Origin of the sequence: Lentzea kentuckyensis, from assembly GCF_002150765.1 — a bacterium.
In the GTDB taxonomy this organism is placed as follows: Bacteria; Actinomycetota; Actinomycetes; order Mycobacteriales; family Pseudonocardiaceae; genus Lentzea; species Lentzea kentuckyensis.
In genome coordinates this window covers 41,333-60,057 of record NZ_MUYM01000091.1, presented here as the reverse complement: position 1 = coordinate 60,057, position 18,725 = coordinate 41,333, and the positions used below count along the sequence as shown (strand labels likewise).

20 protein-coding genes are annotated in these 18,725 nt (G+C 68.2%); 11 read left to right on the top strand and 9 right to left on the bottom strand.

Annotation, left to right across the window (positions count from 1 at the left end):
- Positions 1 to 80 precede the first annotated feature (80 nt).
- Positions 81 to 629: a chloramphenicol phosphotransferase CPT gene (gene cpt / locus B0F77_RS35860; RefSeq protein WP_245849089.1), complete on the top strand. Its 549-nt coding sequence runs from the start codon at positions 81 to 83 to the stop codon at positions 627 to 629.
- A 230-nt stretch (positions 630 to 859) separates the two neighbouring features.
- Here cpt and B0F77_RS35855 read toward each other — a convergent pair whose 3' ends face one another.
- From B0F77_RS35855 to B0F77_RS35840, 4 genes are all read right to left on the bottom strand, one after another.
- Entirely contained in the window at positions 860 to 1,228 is a 369-nt protein-coding gene (locus B0F77_RS35855; RefSeq protein WP_086667476.1) for a heavy metal-responsive transcriptional regulator, read from the bottom strand.
- A 99-nt stretch (positions 1,229 to 1,327) separates the two neighbouring features.
- On the bottom strand, positions 1,328 to 2,833 hold the full coding sequence (locus tag B0F77_RS35850; protein WP_086667475.1) for an aldehyde dehydrogenase (NADP(+)): 1,506 nt from the start codon (positions 2,831 to 2,833) through the stop codon (positions 1,328 to 1,330).
- Positions 2,830 to 3,657: an NAD-dependent epimerase/dehydratase family protein gene (locus tag B0F77_RS35845; protein WP_086667474.1), complete on the bottom strand. Its 828-nt coding sequence runs from the start codon at positions 3,655 to 3,657 to the stop codon at positions 2,830 to 2,832. The genes B0F77_RS35850 and B0F77_RS35845 overlap by 4 nt, the downstream gene beginning before the upstream one ends.
- A 46-nt stretch (positions 3,658 to 3,703) precedes the next feature.
- Positions 3,704 to 4,492, bottom strand: a complete 789-nt coding sequence (locus B0F77_RS35840; RefSeq protein ID WP_245849087.1) for an IclR family transcriptional regulator — start codon at positions 4,490 to 4,492, stop codon at positions 3,704 to 3,706.
- A 146-nt stretch (positions 4,493 to 4,638) separates the two neighbouring features.
- Between B0F77_RS35840 and B0F77_RS35835 the strand changes: the two genes are divergently transcribed.
- The 10 genes from B0F77_RS35835 (at position 4,639) to B0F77_RS50745 (ending at position 13,073) form a co-directional block, all read left to right on the top strand.
- Positions 4,639 to 5,958: a sugar ABC transporter substrate-binding protein gene (locus B0F77_RS35835; RefSeq protein ID WP_086667473.1), complete on the top strand. Its 1,320-nt coding sequence runs from the start codon at positions 4,639 to 4,641 to the stop codon at positions 5,956 to 5,958.
- Between the two features lie 77 nt (positions 5,959 to 6,035).
- Complete coding sequence (locus B0F77_RS35830) at positions 6,036 to 6,926, top strand: carbohydrate ABC transporter permease (RefSeq protein WP_211294204.1); 891 nt, start codon at positions 6,036 to 6,038, stop codon at positions 6,924 to 6,926.
- Positions 6,923 to 7,801: a carbohydrate ABC transporter permease gene (locus tag B0F77_RS35825; protein WP_086667472.1), complete on the top strand. Its 879-nt coding sequence runs from the start codon at positions 6,923 to 6,925 to the stop codon at positions 7,799 to 7,801. The genes B0F77_RS35830 and B0F77_RS35825 overlap by 4 nt, the downstream gene beginning before the upstream one ends.
- A gap of 9 nt (positions 7,802 to 7,810) precedes the next feature.
- A complete protein-coding gene (locus B0F77_RS35820) occupies positions 7,811 to 8,713 on the top strand; it encodes a 5-dehydro-4-deoxyglucarate dehydratase (RefSeq protein ID WP_086667471.1) in 903 nt (300 codons plus the stop codon).
- Entirely contained in the window at positions 8,710 to 9,969 is a 1,260-nt protein-coding gene (locus tag B0F77_RS35815; protein ID WP_086667470.1) for a glucarate dehydratase family protein, read from the top strand. The genes B0F77_RS35820 and B0F77_RS35815 overlap by 4 nt, the downstream gene beginning before the upstream one ends.
- Entirely contained in the window at positions 9,966 to 11,093 is a 1,128-nt protein-coding gene (locus B0F77_RS35810; RefSeq protein ID WP_245849085.1) for a hypothetical protein, read from the top strand. Before B0F77_RS35815 ends, B0F77_RS35810 begins: the two co-directional genes overlap by 4 nt.
- Positions 11,094 to 11,146: 53 nt before the next feature.
- Positions 11,147 to 11,617, top strand: coding sequence for a hypothetical protein (locus tag B0F77_RS35805; RefSeq protein ID WP_086667468.1), 471 nt, complete (start codon positions 11,147 to 11,149; stop codon positions 11,615 to 11,617).
- 101 nt (positions 11,618 to 11,718) lie between these two features.
- Complete coding sequence (locus B0F77_RS35800) at positions 11,719 to 12,249, top strand: hypothetical protein (RefSeq protein WP_086667467.1); 531 nt, start codon at positions 11,719 to 11,721, stop codon at positions 12,247 to 12,249.
- Positions 12,250 to 12,268: 19 nt separating this feature from the next.
- Positions 12,269 to 12,547, top strand: a complete 279-nt coding sequence (locus tag B0F77_RS50750; protein WP_342746875.1) for an alpha/beta fold hydrolase — start codon at positions 12,269 to 12,271, stop codon at positions 12,545 to 12,547.
- A 37-nt stretch (positions 12,548 to 12,584) separates the two neighbouring features.
- Positions 12,585 to 13,073 (top strand): alpha/beta hydrolase, encoded by a 489-nt coding sequence (locus B0F77_RS50745; protein ID WP_342746874.1) that lies wholly within the window; start codon positions 12,585 to 12,587, stop codon positions 13,071 to 13,073.
- On the opposite strand, the gene B0F77_RS35790 is transcribed toward B0F77_RS50745, so the two are convergent.
- From B0F77_RS35790 to B0F77_RS35770, 5 genes are all read right to left on the bottom strand, one after another.
- Positions 13,062 to 13,397, bottom strand: a complete 336-nt coding sequence (locus B0F77_RS35790; RefSeq protein WP_245849084.1) for a VOC family protein — start codon at positions 13,395 to 13,397, stop codon at positions 13,062 to 13,064. The two genes, B0F77_RS50745 and B0F77_RS35790, sit on opposite strands and share 12 nt — an antisense overlap.
- A gap of 249 nt (positions 13,398 to 13,646) precedes the next feature.
- On the bottom strand, positions 13,647 to 15,311 hold the full coding sequence (locus B0F77_RS35785; RefSeq protein WP_425435767.1) for a fumarate hydratase: 1,665 nt from the start codon (positions 15,309 to 15,311) through the stop codon (positions 13,647 to 13,649).
- Between the two features lie 263 nt (positions 15,312 to 15,574).
- Entirely contained in the window at positions 15,575 to 16,561 is a 987-nt protein-coding gene (locus B0F77_RS35780) for a sigma-70 family RNA polymerase sigma factor (protein WP_086667466.1), read from the bottom strand.
- Between the two features lie 250 nt (positions 16,562 to 16,811).
- Positions 16,812 to 17,237, bottom strand: a complete 426-nt coding sequence (dtd, locus tag B0F77_RS35775) for a D-aminoacyl-tRNA deacylase (protein WP_086667465.1) — start codon at positions 17,235 to 17,237, stop codon at positions 16,812 to 16,814.
- On the bottom strand, positions 17,234 to 18,721 hold the full coding sequence (locus B0F77_RS35770; RefSeq protein ID WP_245849081.1) for a DUF7782 domain-containing protein: 1,488 nt from the start codon (positions 18,719 to 18,721) through the stop codon (positions 17,234 to 17,236). Before B0F77_RS35770 ends, dtd begins: the two co-directional genes overlap by 4 nt.
- Positions 18,722 to 18,725 lie beyond the last annotated feature (4 nt).

The following is an 18,725-nucleotide window of genomic DNA, read 5'->3' as shown; positions in this document are numbered from 1 at the left end:
TCGTCAAAAGACTCATTGCTAGGGCTGGCGGGGCGGTGAAATGGATCGTGGTGGGTGGGAGGCGTGGGTACGGTCGGCCGGTGGATGGCGAGGCGGCGGCGCGTGCTCAGGTGATCGTGCTCAACGGTGGGTCCAGCTCCGGCAAGTCGGGGATCGCGCGGTGTCTGCAGGCGCTGTTGCCCGACGCGTGGCTGGCGATCGGGGTCGACACGTTGATCGACGTGATGCCCGCGCGGTTGCGGCTCGGGTCCGAGGGGATCGGGTTCGCGCAGGACGGTGAGGTCATCGTCGGGGGCGAGTTCCGGTTGCTCGAGGACGCGTGGATGGAGGGGGTCGCCGCGATGGTGCGCGCGGGGGCGCGGGTGATCGTGGACGACGTGTTCCTGGGCGGGACCGAGTCCCGGCAGCGGTGGGAGAAGGCGCTGGACGGGTTCGCCGTGCTGTGGGTCGGTGTGCGGTGTGATGCCGCGGTTGCCGCAGGCCGGGAGCTCGCACGCGGTGATCGGGTCGCCGGGATGGCCGAGGTGCAGGCCGATCTGGTGCATCGGGGGATGACCTACGACGTCGAGGTCGACACCGCGCGGTGCGAGGCGATCGAGTGCGCGAAGGTCATCGCAGCGAGGCTGTAGCAGCGAGCGGCGGTCGGCGCCGCGGCCGACAGGAGCTTCGCAAGATCCGTATCCAATATATTGCCTGCGAGTCGGTGTAGTAGGAGGTCGCGAGGCACATCTGCCTGATGTTGGGCAGACGACATGTTCCAAACATGAATCCGGCGGGCGCCACGCCGGATCGGTATCGACTGACCAATCAATCGGGGGTCAGCAGCAGTCGCAGCACGTGCAGCAGTCGTCCATCCCGTTCACCTCCCCTCCGGCGGGCACCACGGTGAACAGTCGGTACCGACCATGTCCACCAGATCCGAGCGGAGTCGCGCGAGCCGGGCCATCTCGGCGTCGATCTCGTCGATGTGCCGCCGCAGCAGCTCCTCGGCCGGCTCGCACGGGCATTCGCCGGTGTCGCGGACGGCGAGCAACGACGAGATCTCCCGCAACGTCAGCCCGAGACGCTGGCAGTCGCGGATGAACCGGATCCGGTCCGCCGCCGACGACGGGTACTGCCGATACCCCGACGACGTGCGCGGCGGCGGCGCGAGCAGCCCCGCGCGCTCGTAGTACCGGACCGTGTCAGGCCGGACCCCGGCCTGACGTGCGAGCTCGGCGACTCTCATACCGTCAACGCTAAACCTGTGAGTGCACTCCAAAGTCAAGCGCGGCCCAACGAAAAGCGGGGCCACCAACGTGAGTGGCCCCGCCAGACGAACAAACCGTCAGTGCACGCCCAGCACACCGTCGATGCGGCGCGGGATGCCCAGCGGGTTCGCGTCCTGCAACTCCGGCGGCAGCAACGCGTCCGGCCACGACTGGTACGTCACCGGGGCGATCCACCGGCGGATCGACGTGGCGCCCACCGACGTGTGCAGCGGGTTCGTCGTCGACGGCCACGGGCCACCGTGGTGCTGGCCCCACGCCACCGCGACACCGGTCGGCCACGCGTTGAAGATGATCCGGCCGGCGACGTGCCGCAGCACCTCCGCGATCTCGCCGGCCTCCGCGTGGTCCGACGGTTCGGCGTGCACCGTGCCGGTCAGCGTGCCCGGCAGCTTCGCCAGCACCGAATGCAGTTCCGCGGGCGACGAGTACGTCACGGCCAGCGCCGCCGGACCGAAGTGCTCCTCGGTCAGCTTCTCGAGGTTCTCCTCGAACACCGACACCGGCACGCTGAACAGCCGCGGCGCCACCGCCCACGCCTCGTCCGGGCGCGTACCCGCGGACACGACGGACACCAGGTCCGACGCGGCCAGCGCGTCCGTCGAAGCCTTGTAGGAGTCGCACATCCGCTCGTTCAGCATCGCGCCACCGGAGGTCGCCGCGACGGCCTCACCCAGCGCGGGCACCAGCGACTCCGGCGTGAACACCAGACCGGGGTTCGTGCAGAACTGCCCGACACCCATCGTCAGCGACGCCGCGAACCCCGCGGCGATGTCGTCACGCGCAGCAGCACCCGGCAGGATCACCGTCGGGTTCACGCTGCCCAGCTCACCGTAGAACGGGATCGGGTCCGGCCGGCCCTGTGCCAGGTCGAACAACGCCCGCCCGCCACCGGTCGACCCGGTGAAACCGACCGCGCGCACCGCCGGGTGCTTCACCAGCGCGACACCGGACTCGGTGCCGTACACGATGCCGAACACGCCCTCGGGCGCACCGGCCTCGCGCAGCGCGTCCACGACCACCCGCGAGGTCTCCCGCGACGTCGACGGGTGCGCGGAATGTGCCTTCACCACAACAGAACAGCCGGACGCCAGCGCGGAAGCCGTGTCACCACCGGCCACCGAGAACGCGAACGGGAAGTTCGACGCGGAGAACACCGCCACCGTCCCAAGAGGACGGAGAATGCGCCGCAGCACCGGGCGCGGCGGGATGATGTCCGGGTTCGCCGTGTCCAAAGTGGCCTCGACGTAGCTGCCCTCGCGCAGCACCTCCGCGAACAACCGCAGCTGGTTCGTGGTGCGCTTCAACTCGGTGGTCAGCCGCGGCACACCCAGCGCCGTCTCACCGTCCGCCGTGGCGACCAGCAACGACGACTCGGCGTCCAACGCGTCCGCGACCTTCTCCAGCACCACGGCGCGGTCCGCGGCCGGAACGACCGACCAGGCCGGGAACGCGACCGCCGCGGCCGAGGCGATCCGGTCCACCTCGCTGTCGGGGGTCTTCGCAACCGGCTCGCCGAACGGCTCACCGGTGCGCGGGTTGTATCCCTGAACGACGTGGCTCAACGCCCTGCCTCCTTGACTGCCGTGTCGAAATCGGGGCCGCACCAGGCCCCGCCCACGTACTTCGCCGCGTACGACGAGGGATCGAGCTCACCACCGTGCTTCTCCAGCACCTCGGCGGCGTACACCTCGGAGTCGTCCTGCGGCTCGTAACCCAGCGCGCGGGCCTCGTCCAGCGAGAACCAGCCGCGCTTGTTGTCCGAAACGCCCCACACGATCCGGAATCCCGGCGACGCAACGGAAAGACACGCCTCGAACAGGCGCGCGCCGTCGTCCGGCGACATCCACGTCGACAGCATCCGCACATCGCGCGGCTTCTCGAAGCACGAGCCGATGCGGATCGCGATCACGTCCATGCCGTAGCGGTCGGCGTACAGCGATCCCAACGCCTCCAGCGCCACCTTGGACACGCCGTAGTAGGTGTCGGGGCGCGGGAACACGTAGTCACCGGCCTCGCCGTCGGCGCGTTCCAGATAGCCCACGGCGTGGTTGGAGCTGGCCAGGACCACTCGGCGCACACCGCAGCGGCGCGCGGCCTCCAGCACCGTGTGCGTGCCGTCGATGTTGACGCTGAGGATCTTGTCCCACGCCTCCTCGAGGCTGTGGCCGCCGAGGTGGATCACGGCGTCGACGTCCTTCATCGCGGCTTCCATCGCGCCGATGTCGGTCACCGAGGCCTGGACGAGCTCGACGTTCTCGCCGTCGGCGGCCGCGGGTAGCTCCGCGATGTCCAGCAGTCGCAGGACGCGGCCCTCCGTCGCGAGGCGGGTGCGCATGAGCGTTCCCACCCCGCCACCGGCGCCGGTGATCAGGATGCGTGCGGTCACGGGTTGGACCCCTCCGTCTTGTGCAGATGTTTCGGCGGTACTCGGATCAGCGACCGAACTGGCGGAGAAGCTCGGTGATCGTCCGGGCGGCGTCCAGCAGAGCGGCGATGACCTGCCGCTCGTGCTCGGGGTCCAGTCTGCCCAGTGGGACCGAGCAACTCATAGCGTCCAGAACGGGGTTTCGGTACGGCAACGCGACCGCGAAGCAGCCGAGCCCCGGCGTGTTCTCCTCACGTTCGTGGGCATATCCGACATTCCGGAAACCGGCGAGCTGCTCGTGCAGCGCCGCCCGATCGGTCACGGTGTTGGGGGTCAGCGGCTTCAGTTCGTCCGGGAGGATCAGGTCGACCTCCTCCGGCGTGCGAGTCGAGAGCACTGCCTTGCCCAGCGACGTCGAGTGCGCGGGGAGCCGGCGGCCGACGCGTGAGACGACGCGCAGGTGGTGCTCGGACTCGCGGCTCGCCAGGTAGACGACGTCCGCGCCGTCCAAACGGGCAAGGTGCACGGTCTCGTTGATGTCCTGCCGCACCTGCTCCATCACGCGGATCGCCGCGCGCACCACCGGGTCGTGGTCCAGATAGGACGTACCGACGAGCAGCGCGCGCACGCCGATGCCGTACGTGCCCCGGTCCGAGTCGACCTCCACCCAGCCGCGCGCGACCAGCGTCTGCAGCAGCATGTAGAGGCTCGACTTGGGGTAGCTGAGCTCGCGGTGCAGCTCCGTGAGCGTCAGCCTGCGGTCCGACGCGGAGAGCACTTCGAGCAACTCAACCGTTCGGTCGGCGGACTTCACTGCGCCCGGACGAGCCGTGCCCTTGTCGATCGGCGACGCCACCTGGCCTCCTCGGCCGTCTTCTGGGAAACCGGTAAGCAACTTGCCCAACTCACCCTTGACACGTTGCTGTCCTGATTCTTACAGTCCTGCATCAGGTTCACAAGTACGACCCCGGTTCACATATCTGAACACGAAGGGCTCCGACGATGCGCCGTAGAACCGCCACAACAATCGCCACGCTCAGCGTGGCCTTGCTGCTCGCAGGCTGTGGCAGCAGTGGCAACACGGCGGCGTCGACCAAGGACCCGAACAAGCCCCTCGAGGTGTGGACCCGCTCGACGGAGGCAACGGCGAAGGTCTACGAGAAGATCTTCAAGTCGTTCACCGAGAAGACCGGTGTGCAGGTCGACTACAAGCCGATCTTCAACGACTTCGACAAGCAGGTGCAGCAGCGCGCCGCCTCGAAGGACCTCCCGGACGTGGTCATCACCGACACGGGCTCGCTGGGCAACTTCGTCAAGCAGGGCTGGACGACCGAGATCAAGCGCGACGACCTCGCGGGCGGCGGCGACATCGTCGACCGGGCCTGGAACAACGGCAAGGGCGCGGACGGCAAGTACTACGCCATCCCGTACTCCACCCAGGCGATGGTCACGCTGATCCGCAAGGACTGGCGCGAGAAGCTCGGCAAGCCGATCCCGACGACGTGGGAAGAGTTAGACGATCTAGCGCGTGCGTTCACTCGTAACGACCCTGATGGCAACGGGCAGAACGACACCTACGGCATGCTCGTGCCGGGCACGGTCGACCGCGGCTACCTCGCGTGGTGGGCCGCCAGCTACATCTGGCAGGGCGGCGGCGACATCCTCGACGAGGAGGGCGACGGCAAGTTCTCCGTCGGCATCGACTCGCCGGAGTCGACCAAGGCGATCGAACGGCTGCGCAAGCTCTTCTGCGAGGACAAGGTCATGCAGCCGGGCTCGCTGACGCTGAGCACGAACGACGCGCACCCGCTGTTCGAGTCGGGCAAGAGCGGCATCTACCTGACCGGCCCGTACATGATCGGCCGCTTCGACAAGTCGGTCGGCAAGGACAAGTACGAGGTCATCGCGTCCCCGCGTGGCCCGGCCGGTGCCACGGTCCTGGGTGAGGGCGAGGACGTCTACCTGATGGCCGGCTCCGCGAAGACCGCGGACCAGAAGAAGCTCGCCGAGTACCTGATCACGCCCGACGCGCAGAAGGCCGGTATGAAGGGCGACCCGCAACCGGTGGTCCGCCTGCCCGTCAACAAGAACGTCGACGTCAACGCGACGTACAACGACCCGCGCTGGGCGACCGTGGCGGGCGTGTACAAGAGCGAGGCGCGGCCGTTCCCCAGCGTTCCGAACTTCACGCCCTTCCGGCAGAAGACCTCGGAGACCCTGAACTCGATCTTCGCCAAGTGCCCCGCCGACTCGTCGGCTGAGCTGAAGGCTCTGGCGGAGGCGCTGAAGAAGGAACTCGAGAACCAGAAGGCGTCGCAGTGACGGCAGTTCAACATCACAGCGACACCCAAGACGTGGGCTCGACGGCTAGTGGCGGCGGTGCCGTCGAAACCCACCCCGTGAGGCGGCGCCGCCGGCGCCGCCTCACGGGAGCCACCTTCGTCCCGTGGTTGTTCCTGTTTCCCGCCGCGCTGATCTTCCTGGTCTTCAAGTTCATCCCGATGGCCGAGGGAATCCGGCTCTCGCTGTTCGAGGTCCGGCCTTTCCTCGGCGACATCTTCGTCGGCTTCAAGAACTACGCCACGATCCTGCAGGACGAGAAGTTCCTGACGGCGTCGTGGCACACCCTGGTCCTGGCCGGTGGGCAGACGCTCGGAGCGATGCTCATCGGCTTTTTCCTGGCCCTGCTGCTGGAAGGCCACGCCAAGTCGTTGTGGTTCGTGCGCTCCGCGGTGTTCCTGCCCGTGGTCGCCGCGACCGCCGTGATCGGTGAGATCTGGCGGCTGTTCTTCTACCCGGCGCCGGAAGGCTTCCTCAACGAGGTCATCTCGTGGATCGGCCTCGGTCCGTGGGAGTACATCCACAGCACCGACACCTCACTGGTGTCGGTCATGTTCGTCGGCATCTGGAAGCACGCGCCGTACGACATGGTGCTGATCCTCGCTGGTCTCGCGGGCATCGACCGCCAGCAGTACGAGGCCGCCGCGATCGACGGAGCCTCGACGCCGCAACGAATCTGGAACGTCACGCTGCCGGCGTTGCGCCCCGTGATCACGATTCTGCTGACGCTGGCGGCGATCCGCGGCCTGCGCGTCTTCACCGAGGTGTACGTCCTGACCGGCGGCGGCCCCGCCGGATCGACGGACGTCTGGATGACGCGCGTCTACACGACGGCGTTCGAGCAGTCCGAGGCCGGGCTCGCCTCGGCTGGTTCCGTGCTGTTGTTCCTGGTTACCTTGGTTCTCACGGTCAGCGTGCAGTGGTACCGCCGGAGGAAGGAGGCGCGATGAGCGTCAACTCGAGTCGCTTCGACAGCGCCATCGGCTGGTCCACCCGTCCGGACGCGTGGGTCAGCAAGGGCGTCCGGGTGCTTTTGAGCGCTCTCGCTGTAATCCTTTTCTGCGGTCCGCTGCTGGTCATCTTCTCCGGCGCGTTCGACCACAACCCGGACCCGACCCAGCTGTCGGTGATCCCGGACCACCCGTCGCTGATCAACTTCCAGGTCGCGGCGGAGAACAAGATCTGGCACTACCTGACGAACTCGTTGATCATCGCGGGTGGTGCGCTGCTGTTGCAGCTGGCGGTGAGCGTGTTCGCCGCCTACGCGTTGGCGCGTAAGAAGTTCCGCGGTCAGGCCATCGCGCTGTTGGTCATCCTCGCCACGATGATGTTGCCGGAGGAGGTCATCGCGATCCCGCTGTCGCTGGTGATCGGAGACCTGCCGCTGGTGCACGTGAGTCTGAAGGGCACGCTGCTCGGCGTTATCCTCCCGCTGGGGGCGTGGGGTTTCTCCATCTTCGTCATGACGGAGTTCATGAAGGAGATCCCCGCGGAACTGGAGGAGGCGGCCAAAGTGGACGGTGCCGGGGAGCTGCGCCTGTTCGCGCAGATCATCCTCCCGCTGTGCCGCCCGGCGCTCGGCGTGATCGCCGTGTTCGGCTTCAACATGATTTGGGAGCAGTACCTGCTCCCCCTGATCGTCGCCGCTGACCCCTCCGATTACACGCTCACGGTCGCACTTCTCGCGCTCAGGTCCGACGATCAGGTCGGGACGGGCATCGTGCTGGCCGGAGCGTTGCTGGCGCTGGTACCGAGCCTGGTCGTGTACCTGTCGCTGCAGAAGTCCTTCCTGCGTGGGATCACCACCGGAGCGATCAAGGGATGAGTGTCTGGTATGCAACTCGATGGTGTGCTGTTCTTTCCGGTGACCCCGTTCGACACCGAGGGGAACATCGCGTTCGACGTGCTGGCTGAGCACGTCAAGCACGGTGTCTCCGCCGGGCCAGGCGCGGTGTTCGTCGCCTGCGGCACCGGCGAGTTCCACGCGTTGGGGCTGGAGGAGTTCGAGCGCGCGGTGGCCGTCGCGGTCGAGGCGACCGCGGGCAAGGTGCCGGTGTTCGCGGGCGCGGGCGGCTCGGTCGTGGCGACCAAGCAGTTCGTGCAGGCAGCGGAACGCGCTGGTGCGCAGGGCATCCTGCTGTTGCCGCCGTACCTCGTGACCAATCCGGCCGCCGGGCTCGTGCGGTATGTCGCCGAGGTCGCGGGTGTCACCGAGCTGCCGATCATCGTGTACCAGCGCAACAACGCGCGGTTCACGCCGGAGACCGCCGTCGAGGTCGCGCGGATCCCGAACGTCGTGGGCTTCAAGGACGGCATCGGCGACCTCGACCAGATGCAGCGGATCGTGCTGTCGGTTCGCGCGGGCGTCGACAAGCCGTTCCAGTTCTTCAACGGCCTGCCGACCGCGGAGATGACGCAGCTCGCGTACCGGGGGATCGGCGTCGAGCTGTACTCGTCCGCGGTGTTCTGCTTCGCGCCGGAGATCTCGCTGGGCTTCTACAACGCCGTGCAGGCGGGTGACACCGAGCTGGTGAACCGCTTTCTCCTCGAGTTCTACAAGCCCCTGGTCGAGCTGCGCGACAAGGTTCCCGGATACGCGGTCGCCCTGGTGAAGGCCGCGGTGCGCGCGAACGGGCTGGACGTCGGTGGCGTCCGCCCGCCGTTGATCGACCCGCTGGACGAGCACGTCGCCGCCCTGGACAAGATCATCGCCGCCGGTAAGGCTCTGCTGGCATGAAGATCACCGAAGTAGTCCTGACGCCGATCGCCTTCCGCGACCCGCCGCTGCTGAACGCGGCGGGCGTGCACGAGCCGTGGGCGCTGCGCACGATCGTCGAGGTGCACACCGACGAGGGCATCTCCGGGTTGGGGGAGACCTACGGCGATCTCGCGCACCTGGAGCGCTCACGGTCCGTTGTGGACTCTCTGATCGGGCTCGACGTGTTCGCCCTGAACGAGATGCACGCGCGGGTCGCCGCTGTTCTGGGTGGTGAGGCCGGCCCGGACAAGCACGGGCTGACCGGGAAGATCACAGCGGAGAGCACCGTCGATCGCGTGTACTCGCCGTTCGAGGTCGCGTGCCTGGACATCCAGGGCAAGGCATTGGGACGTCCGGTGCACGACCTGCTGGGCGGCGCGATCCGGTCGTCCGTGCCGTACTCCGCTTACCTGTTCTACAAGTGGGACGGGCACCCCGGCGCCGAGCCGGACGAGTGGGGCGAGGCGATCGACCCCGCCGGCATCGTGGCGCAGGCCAGGAAGATGATCGGTGAGTACGGGTTCGGGTCGATCAAGCTCAAGGGCGGTGTGTTCGCGCCGGAGCAGGAGATCGAGGCGATCAGGGCGCTGCGCGAGGCGTTCCCGGACCACCCGCTGCGGCTGGACCCGAACGCGGCCTGGTCACCCGCGACGTCGCTGAAGGTCGCGGCCGAGCTCGACGGCGTGCTGGAGTACCTGGAGGACCCGGCGCCGGAGATCTCCGGGATGGCCGAGGTGGCCGCGAAGGCGCCGATGCCGTTGGCCACCAACATGTGCGTGGTCGCGTTCGAGCACCTCAAGCCGTCGGTGGAGCAGGACGCGGTGCAGGTGCTGCTGTCCGACCACCACTACTGGGGCGGGCTGCAGCGGTCGCGGCAGCTGGGCATGATCTGCCAGACGTTCGGCATCGGCCTGTCGATGCACTCGAACTCGCACCTGGGCATCTCGCTGGCCGCGATGACGCACCTGGCGGCCGCCACACCGAACCTGAACTACGCGTGCGACACCCATTATCCGTGGAACGCGGCCGACGAGGTCGTGGAGCCGGGCGTGCTGTCCTTTGTGGATGGTGCGGTGCCGGTACCGACCACGCCGGGTCTCGGTGTGTCGCTGGATCGCGACGCGTTGGCGCGCCTGGCCGAGAACTACGTTCGCTGCGGTATCACTTCACGTGACGACACGGGTTACATGCAGAAGTTCGACCCGAGCTACGAGAGGAAGCGTCCCCGGTGGTGAAGTCGGTTGTCCACGCCTATCCGTGGGACCTGATCGGGGACCCGGATGCCGTTGCGCGGTATCAGGGTCTCGGCGTCGACGCGATCGCCCTTGCCGCGTCGTACCACACCGTGCGGGCCGCGACGCCGTTGCACCCGCGGCACCGGTTGGTCGACGCGCGGCATGCGGCGTTCTACCTGCCGGTCCGGGAGTCGAACTTCGGCCGGTTGGTGCCGGCGGAACCGTCCTGGATGGACGGTTCGAACTCCTTCGGTGAGGCAGCGGCTTTGGTTCGCGCGGCCGGGCTGCCCGTGTACGCGTGGACTGTTCTGACGCACAACTCACGTCTGGGCGACCTGCATCCGGACGTGACCGTGGTGAACGCCTTCGGGGATCGCTACCCGTACGCGTTGTGCACTGCTCAGCCCGATGTCGTCGAGTACACGTCGGTGCTGGTGTCCGAGGTGCTCGAACTCGGCGCGCCGGACGGGATCATCCTCGAGGCCTGTGGCCCGCTGGGGTTCTTCCACGGCGGTCACCACGAGAAGACCGACGGCACGGACTGGAATCCGGTGCAGCAGAAGCTGTTGTCGCTGTGCTTCTGTTCTGCGTGCACCGCTTTGTACGCCGACCCGGATGCCCTGCGTGCTGCGGTCCGGGCCGGGGTCGATCGCGGTGCACCCAACGTTGAGGAAGCGCTGGGTGCGCTCGCGGAGGACGTCCAGGCCATGCGCACGGGAGTGGTGCGGTCGTTGCGGCAGAGGCTGGTCGGCGAGATTCGGGCCGCCGCGCCTTCCATCCGCGTTGGCATGCATGTGACGGCGGACCCGTGGGGCACCGGGCCGTTCGCGACCGTTGCGGGTGGTCTGGACGCGGACGTCGACGTGCTGACGACGATGTGCTGGCCCGGCCCTGAGGTCGCGGTTCCCGGCATCGAGGCTCTTCGCGCGGCCGCTCCGGACACGCGGATCGCCGCGTACGTGCTGGGATTGCCGCCGAAGCCCGCGGACGGTGCGGCGCTGTCGAAGGAGTGGCTGGCTTACCTGGACGCGGGGGTCGAGGAATTCCACCTCTACCACGGTGGTCTGGCATCGGCCGCTCGTCTGGAGGCGCTGCGCGAGGCCGTGGCCGCCGTATCCCGGTAACTGTGAAGCGAAGTCACTGCAACCCGTTGTGAGCGCGGTTCCGTCCTCTGAACATGAGGCACATAGGAACCGTAATTGGCACTGGCGTCCTGCTGCTGGTGGTCTCGGCCTGTGGCGGTGCGCAGAACGCGGGCACTGGGGCAGGTGGCGGTTCGACGTTGCCGACCGCCACCTCGCCTTCCGAGGTGCCGCCGGGCGTCGCGCCCGGAGAGATCCCGCCGGACGGCAAACCCGTGACAAAGCTGGACACCAACGCTTTGTCGTCGGAGTATCCGCGCACCGTGTGGACACAGGGAGACGGGAAGACCGTCGGTGTCATCGCCCAGGAGGGCGGGTGCGGGAAGGCCAGCGCGTCCGTGCTGGAGCAGTCGGCCTCGATGGTGAAGATCGAGCTCGTCGAGACGCTGCCGCTGGACAAGCAGGCATGCACGATGGACATCCGCTTCCCGCCGTTGACGGTGCAGCTGTCCGAACCTCTCGGTGAGCGCACGGTCGCGCTGACGTCGCGGCAGGAACAGAAGTAGACCTCACTCCCACGGTGCCCGGTCGGCATCTGCCCCGTCGGCCGGGCACCTCCCCGCTCTTTCCCACCGGCCACTTGTTCTGGTTTGCGAGGATGGTGCGTATGAGAAACGCCGTCGCTGTCGTTGCTCTCACCGCCGTGACCGCTGTGGGCCTCGCCGGCTGCTCGTCGGGCACGCAGTCCGGCGCGCCCGGATCCTCCGGCTCGTCCACTGGCGCGTCCACCACGGGCACGTCCGCGCCCGGTTCCACCGGCGCGACCCCCACAGCCCCGGTCCAGCCTCCGGTCTCGATCTCGGAGGAGAAGCCGGTCGTGCCGCCCAACGTGACGCCGATCGCCAAGGAGAAGGTCGACACGACAACGTTGTCAGACACCTACCGCGACGAGGCCTACGTGTTCGGCGACGGCCGTGACATCGAGGTCTTCGGCGTCGGCGGTGGCTGCAAGGAGGCCCGCGCCGAGGTGACCGGGCAGTCCGCCGAGATCGTCCAGATCACGCTGGTCACGATCACCAAGCAGCCGCCGGGCACCGTCTGCACCCAGGAGCTTCGCCAGGTGCCGCTGACCGTCCGGCTGGCCGCGCCGCTCGGTGACCGCCGGTTGGTTCTCGAATCCCGCGAGGAGACCGGCTGACTGGTGAGATCCTGAGTTCGTGGATCTTCAACTGGGGGAGCGGCAGCTCCACGTCTACGACGTCGGCGACGGCGTGCCGGTGTTCTGGCACCACGGCACACCCAACCTCGGCCTGCCCCCGGAACCACTGTTCCGTCCGGGCGTCCGCTGGATCTCCTACGACCGCCCCGGCTACGGCACCTCAACGCCCGTACCAGGCCGGACAGTGGGATCTGCGGCAACTGATATATCGCATATCGCCGACGCTTTCGGCCTGGAGCGGTTCGCTGTGTTCGGGCACTCAGCCTGTAGTTCCTAAATACAGGGCACCACATGCCCTCGCGTGCGCCGCCCTGTTGCCCGACCGTGTGACCGCCGGCGCATCGCTGGCCCCCTTCGCCGCCGAAGGCCTTTCCTGGTTCGACGGCATGGTGGCCTCGGTCGAGGCGTCGCTTCGGGCGGCCGCCGCCGGTCGTGCGGAGAAGGAGCGGTACGAGTCGTCCGGCGTCGAATACGACATGGAGTTCTCGGAGGCCGACCTCGCCACGCTGAAAGGCCGATGGTCGTGGTTCGGCAAGGTTGTCGGGCCCGCGCTGGCGAACGGCCCCGGCCCGCTGATCGACGACGATCTCGCCTACGTGACGCCGTGGGGCTTCGACCCCGCGTCCATCACCGCGCCGACCCTCCTGCTGCACGGCGACCGTGATGGCGTCGACCCGCCCTCGCACAGTCGATGGCTCGCCTCCCGCATCCCCGGCGCCGAGCTCCGCCTGACCCCAGGGGACGGCCACCTGTCAGTTCTGGATCACGCCGACGCCGCCCTCGACTGGCTGCTAGCCCGCTAGGAACTCGACGCGGTTGCCGACCGCGTCGAACGTGTGGAAGCGGAGCCGGCCGGGGATCTCGGCCGGATCGGCCCACACCACGGGATGGCCCGCTGCCGCGACCGCCTTGGCGACCTGCTCGACGTCGACGACGAACGCCGGGTGAGCCTTGCGCGCGGGCCGGAAGTCGTCCTCGACGCTCACGTGCACCTCGCCACCGCCCGGCACCTCGAACCAGCACCCGCCCCGCGCGGCGAGCAGCGGCGGCTTCGGCAGTTCGGTCCACCCGAGCACCCCTGTGTAGAACCCGCGCTGCTCGTCCTCGGCACCTGCCGGACAGGTCACCTGCACATGGTGAATCACCACATCACCCCGATTCCGTCGAATACAGGACAAGCGTACTGCTTGACTGCGCGCCCTGCCCGCGCCTCTCGCCTGCCTGGCCGGCCCCCTCTGGCCCGGATGCAAAAAACGTTTGCGGACGAAGTCAAAAGACTCATTGCAAAGGTCGCGGGCAGGCGTGGAAGCGCGACAGCCGGGGTCGACTGATATCCGATATATCAGTCGACCCCGGCTGTCGGGGATGGCTTGCGACTAGCGGCGGAAGCTGATCTGCAGGGTCGGAGCGGACGTCTCGGCGAAGAAGTCGTTGCCCTTGTCGTCGACGACGACGAACGCCGGGAAGTCCTCGACCTCGATCTTCCAGACCGCCTCCATGCCGAGCTCGGGGTACTCGAGCACCTCGACCTTGCGGATGCAGTCCTGGGCCAGGCGCGCCGCCGGGCCGCCGATGGAGCCGAGGTAGAAGCCGCCGTGCGTGTTGCACGCCGAGGTGACCTGCTTGGAGCGGTTGCCCTTGGCGAGCATCACCAGCGAGCCGCCCGCGGCCTGGAACTGCTCGACGTAGGAGTCCATCCGGCCGGCGGTCGTGGGGCCGAACGAACCGGAGGCGTAGCCCTCGGGCGTCTTGGCCGGTCCGGCGTAGTAGACCGGGTGGTCCTTGAGGTACTGCGGCATCTCCTCGCCGGCGTCGAGGCGTTCCTTGATCTTGGCGTGCGCGATGTCGCGGGCCACGACCAGCGGACCGGTCAGCGAGACACGGGTCTTCACCGGAAGCCTGGTGAGCACCTCGCGGATCTCGGCCATCGGGCGGGTGAGGTCGATGCGAACGACCTCGTCGGACAGGTCCTCGCCCTCGATCTCGGGCAGGAACTGGGCCGGGTCGCGTTCCAGCTGCTCCAGGAACACGCCCTCGGGCGTGATGCGGGCCTTGGCCTGGCGGTCCGCCGAGCACGACACCGCGACACCGACCGGCAGGGACGCGCCGTGACGGGGCAGGCGGATGACGCGCACGTCGTGGCAGAAGTACTTGCCGCCGAACTGGGCGCCGATGCCGAAGTTGCGGGTCAGCTCCAGCACCTGCTGTTCGAGGTCCTTGTCGCGGAACGCGTGGCCCGACGGTGAGCCCTCGGTCGGCAGGTTGTCGAGGTAGCGGGCCGAGGCGAGCTTCGCGACCTTCAGGTTCTGTTCGGCGGACAGACCGCCCACCACCACCGCGAGGTGGTACGGCGGGCACGCGGCGGTGCCGAGCGAGCGGAGCTTCTCGTCGAGGAACGTCGCGAGGCGCTTCGGGTTCAGAACCGCCTTGGTCTCCTGGTAGAGGAACGTCTTGTTCGCGCTACCGCCACCCTTGGCCATGAACAGGAACTCGTAGACCGGCTCCTGGCCCGGCTTGTGGAACACCTCGATCTGCGCGGGCAGGTTCGTGCCGGTGTTCTTCTCGTCCCAGAACGTCAGCGGCGCCATCTGCGAGTAGCGCAGGTTCAGTTCCTGGTAGGCCTCGAAGACGCCCCTGGCGAGAGCCTGCTCGTCGTCGCCGCCGGTCAGGACGGTCTCGGAGCGCTTGCCCATGATGATCGCCGTGCCGGTGTCCTGGCACATCGGCAGCACGCCGCCCGACGAGATGGCCGCGTTGCGCAGCAGGTCCATCGCGACGAACCGGTCGTTCCCCGACGCCTCGGGGTCGTCGATGATCTTGCGCAGCTGGGCGAGGTGCGACGGGCGCAGCAGGTGCTGGATGTCGCGGACGGCTTCCTTCGCGAGCAGCGTCAGCGTCTCGGGGGCGATCTCGAGGAACTTGCGGTCACCGGCCTCGATCAGCTTCACCCCGTCCGACGTGACGAGGCGGTACTCGGTCTCGGTGTCCTTCGCGAGCGGAAGGACGTCGGTGTACTCGAAAGTGGTGGGCACGTCGTACACAACTCCAACGGTGTGCAGTTCGGATCAGAAAACCGTACCGCCACCAAAGGGACGTATTGATGTGATCCCCGACCACCACGCTGTTCCGTGGCCCACAAACGCGGAAGGCCGGGGCAGCCCCCGGCTGCCCCGACCTTCCTTCGCGTGCGAAACCCGACTCACGACGGGCGTCGCGTGGCTCTGGTAACGCCCGACCGTGCCGTGAGTTGAGTCACAAGTCAATACTGCCGGACGAGTGACACCCGACCGTAACTCCCTTGGGACTACGAGGCGTACGCGCGCAGCTTCGCGGCGCGTTCGCCCTGGCGGAGCTTCGACATGACCTCGCGCTCGATCTGCCGCACCCGCTCCCGTGACAACCCGAACCGCTTGCCGATCTGGTCCAGCGTGCGCGGCTGACCGTCCTCGAGCCCGTAGCGCAGCCGGATCACGGCCTGCTCGCGCGGCTCCAGCGTGGCGAGCACGCGGCGCAGGTCGTCCTGCAGCAGGCCGGAGATGACGGCGCTCTCGGCGTCGGTCGCGTCCGAGTCCTCGATGAAGTCACCGAGGGGAGCGTCCTCCTCCGTGCCGACCGGCATGTCCAGCGATACCGGGTCACGCGCGTGGTCGAGCAGGTCGGCGACCTTGTCGACGTTGAGTCCCGCTTCCTTCGCGAGTTCCTCGGTCGTCGCCTCGCGGCCGAGCGTCTGGTGCAGGTCGCGCTTGATCCGCGCGAGCTTGTTCACCTGCTCGACGAGGTGGACGGGGAGCCGGATGGTGCGGCCCTGGTCGGCCATGCCGCGGGTGATGGCCTGGCGGATCCACCACGTCGCGTAGGTCGAGAACTTGAAGCCCTTGGTGTAGTCGAACTTCTCGACGGCCCGGATCAGGCCCAGGTTGCCTTCCTGGATCAGGTCCAGCAGCGGCATGCCACGGCCGGTGTAGCGCTTGGCCAGTGACACGACGAGACGCAGGTTCGCCTTGAGCAGGTGGTCCTTGGCGCGGCGACCGTCGCGGACGAGTTCCCCCATCTCGTCGCGGCGGGTGGGCGTGAGGCGCTTGGCCGTCTCCAGGACGTGCTGCGCGAACACACCGGCCTCGATGCGCTTGGCGAGCTCCACCTCCTCCTCGGCGGTGAGGAGCGCGGTCTTGCCGATTCCGTTCAGGTAGACTCGAACGAGGTCGGCTGCTGGACCCTGGGCGTCGAGTTCGTGCTCGACGGCGGGCGTGTTCTCTCCGACTTCACGGTCGGAGATCCTCGTGACGGTCATGGATCTCCCTCCCCCTGCTGCGGGCGACGCTGCTGTCGGTCAGGACAGTCGCGCTAGGCGGTCAAGGCGGCGCGGCGCTGCGCCCTGGTTGCCGGTTGCGGCGGGCCCGCTCGGGATCCCATCGCTAGCTGGCTGATACCTGGGTAACGAAGACGATTCCGAATTCGTTCCCGACTTCCATGACCTGAAGACGTCACCGCAGTCACAGCGGTTGCGCGACTAATCTGAGGATTGGCTGAGAACCGTTTAGTCAGACCTCGACGAGCACGGTGAACGGACCGTCGTTCACGCTCCGTACCTTCATCTCGGCTCTGAATCGTCCCGTTTCGACCCGTGCGCCCTTTTGGCGCAGCTCCTGCACGACGGCGTTCACCAAGGGTTCCGCGTGCTCGGGCCGCGCGGCCGCCGTCCAGGACGGACGGCGACCCTTGCGCGTGTCTCCGTAGAGCGTGAACTGGCTGACGACCAGCAACGGAGCACCGATCGACTCACATGACTGCTCGTCGTTGAGGACGCGCAGGCCGTGCAGCTTCTGCGCCATTCTGCGGGCGTGCTCGGCTGTGTCGTCGTGGTGGACGCCGAGCAGCACCAGCAATCCGGGTTCGTCGATCGCGCCGACGATCTCCCCTCCGACTTCAACGCTCGCCTCTGTGACGCGCGCCACAACCGCTTTCACGCGGGAATCAACATTCCGTGCCGGATGAGATCACGAACGATCGGCAAGGCCGCTTCTGCATCGATTTCTCCGTAAGCGAACTCAAGCAGTGAGAGCAGGTCCTCCAGCGGCAGCGCGCCGTTGCAACCGGCGATGAGCTTGGCCGTCGCCTCGTCGACCTCGTGCTGCCAGCCGGGCCCGTCGGTGCGGTGCAGCCGGGCGACGACCTTGCGCCAGCCGTCCTCGCTCGGCTCGGACACTTCTTCGAGCAGCACGGTGTCCGCGACCCGGAAACGGTGACCCAGCAGGTCGGGGTTCGCGCGCAGCCACGCGACGTTGTCGAGCCAGCGCGCCGCCTCCGGACCCAGCGGGTCGTCGTAGGCGTGGCGCAGGTCCTCACACACGACCTGGGAGTGCATCTCGTCGGTGCGCCGCAGCGTCACGTAGCCGAAGCCGACGCCCTCGACCTGGTTCTCCTCGAACCAGTCCAGCCACGCGGCAGCCTTCGTCCGGCCCTCGGGGCTACGCGGGTCGACGCCCGCGTCCTTGAGCCACGTGCCGACGTACAGGGCGGGCTCGGCGATGTCTCGCTGCACGAACCACGCGTCGATCCCGCCGCGCGGCAGCCAGCCGGAGACGCGCTCCTCCCAGTCCTCGCCCCTGCGGTGCACCCACGACGCGAGCAGCTGGCCCACGCCGCCCTCGTTGAGGAACGCGGGCAGCTGCCGGATGACCAGCGCCGACGCGTCGTCGCCGCCGAGCCCCGAGTCCCGGTACACGTAGTCCACGCGCGGCGGGCCGACGACGAACGGCGGGTTGCACACCACCTGGTCGAACCGCCGGTTGCGGACCGGGCCGAACCACTCGCCCTGCAGCGTCTCGACGTCGAGCTCGTTGATGCGGAACGTGCCCTGCGCGAGCCGCAGCGCGCGCTCGGACAGGTCGGTCGCCGTGATGCGCTCGGCGTGCGTGCTGGCGTGCAGGGCCTGGACGCCGCAGCCGGTGCCGAGGTCGAGGAGTGTGCTGACCGGCGTGCGCTTGGTCGCGCGGGCGAGGCTGATGGAGGCGTGGCCGACGCCGAGCACGTGGTCCTCGGGGACCGCTCCGCCGCGCAGGTCGGAGTCGAGGTCGGCGATGACCCACCAGTTGTCCTCGTACGGCCTGACGTCCAGCCCGGCCCTCAGGTCTCCCGTGGTTTTGTCGGCCGTGAGGACCTCGTTGGCCACGGCGTCGTCGATGTCGACGCCGTCGAGCGCCTTGCGGACGTCCTGCTCCGGCTCCTGGTCGCCCAGCAGGAACAGGCGGGTCAGCGTGCCGAGCGTCCCGGCGTCCTTGCTCGCGCGGCGGGCGGGCTCCGGCTCGCCGCGGCCGAGCGCGGCGTGGGCCTGCAGGCCGAGCACGTCGACGACGCCGTCCGCGGTGTAGCCGGCGTTCAGGAAGGCCTCGCGCAGCCGGGCGCAGAGATCAGCAGAAAGATCGGGGTGCACGGGTGGAGATGCTTTCACGCCC

Bases quoted from the DNA above. Each gene is read 5' to 3' on its own strand.
- B0F77_RS35855 (WP_086667476.1), bottom strand. From the start codon at position 1,228: ATGAGAGTCGCCGAGCTCGCACGTCAGGCCGGGGTCCGGCCTGACACG.
- B0F77_RS35835 (WP_086667473.1), top strand. From the start codon at position 4,639: ATGCGCCGTAGAACCGCCACAACAATCGCCACGCTCAGCGTGGCCTTG.
- B0F77_RS35825 (WP_086667472.1), top strand. From the start codon at position 6,923: ATGAGCGTCAACTCGAGTCGCTTCGACAGCGCCATCGGCTGGTCCACC.
- B0F77_RS35820 (WP_086667471.1), top strand. From the start codon at position 7,811: ATGCAACTCGATGGTGTGCTGTTCTTTCCGGTGACCCCGTTCGACACC.
- B0F77_RS35815 (WP_086667470.1), top strand. From the start codon at position 8,710: ATGAAGATCACCGAAGTAGTCCTGACGCCGATCGCCTTCCGCGACCCG.
- B0F77_RS35805 (WP_086667468.1), top strand. From the start codon at position 11,147: ATGAGGCACATAGGAACCGTAATTGGCACTGGCGTCCTGCTGCTGGTG.
- B0F77_RS35800 (WP_086667467.1), top strand. From the start codon at position 11,719: ATGAGAAACGCCGTCGCTGTCGTTGCTCTCACCGCCGTGACCGCTGTG.
- B0F77_RS35780 (WP_086667466.1), bottom strand. From the start codon at position 16,561: ATGACCGTCACGAGGATCTCCGACCGTGAAGTCGGAGAGAACACGCCC.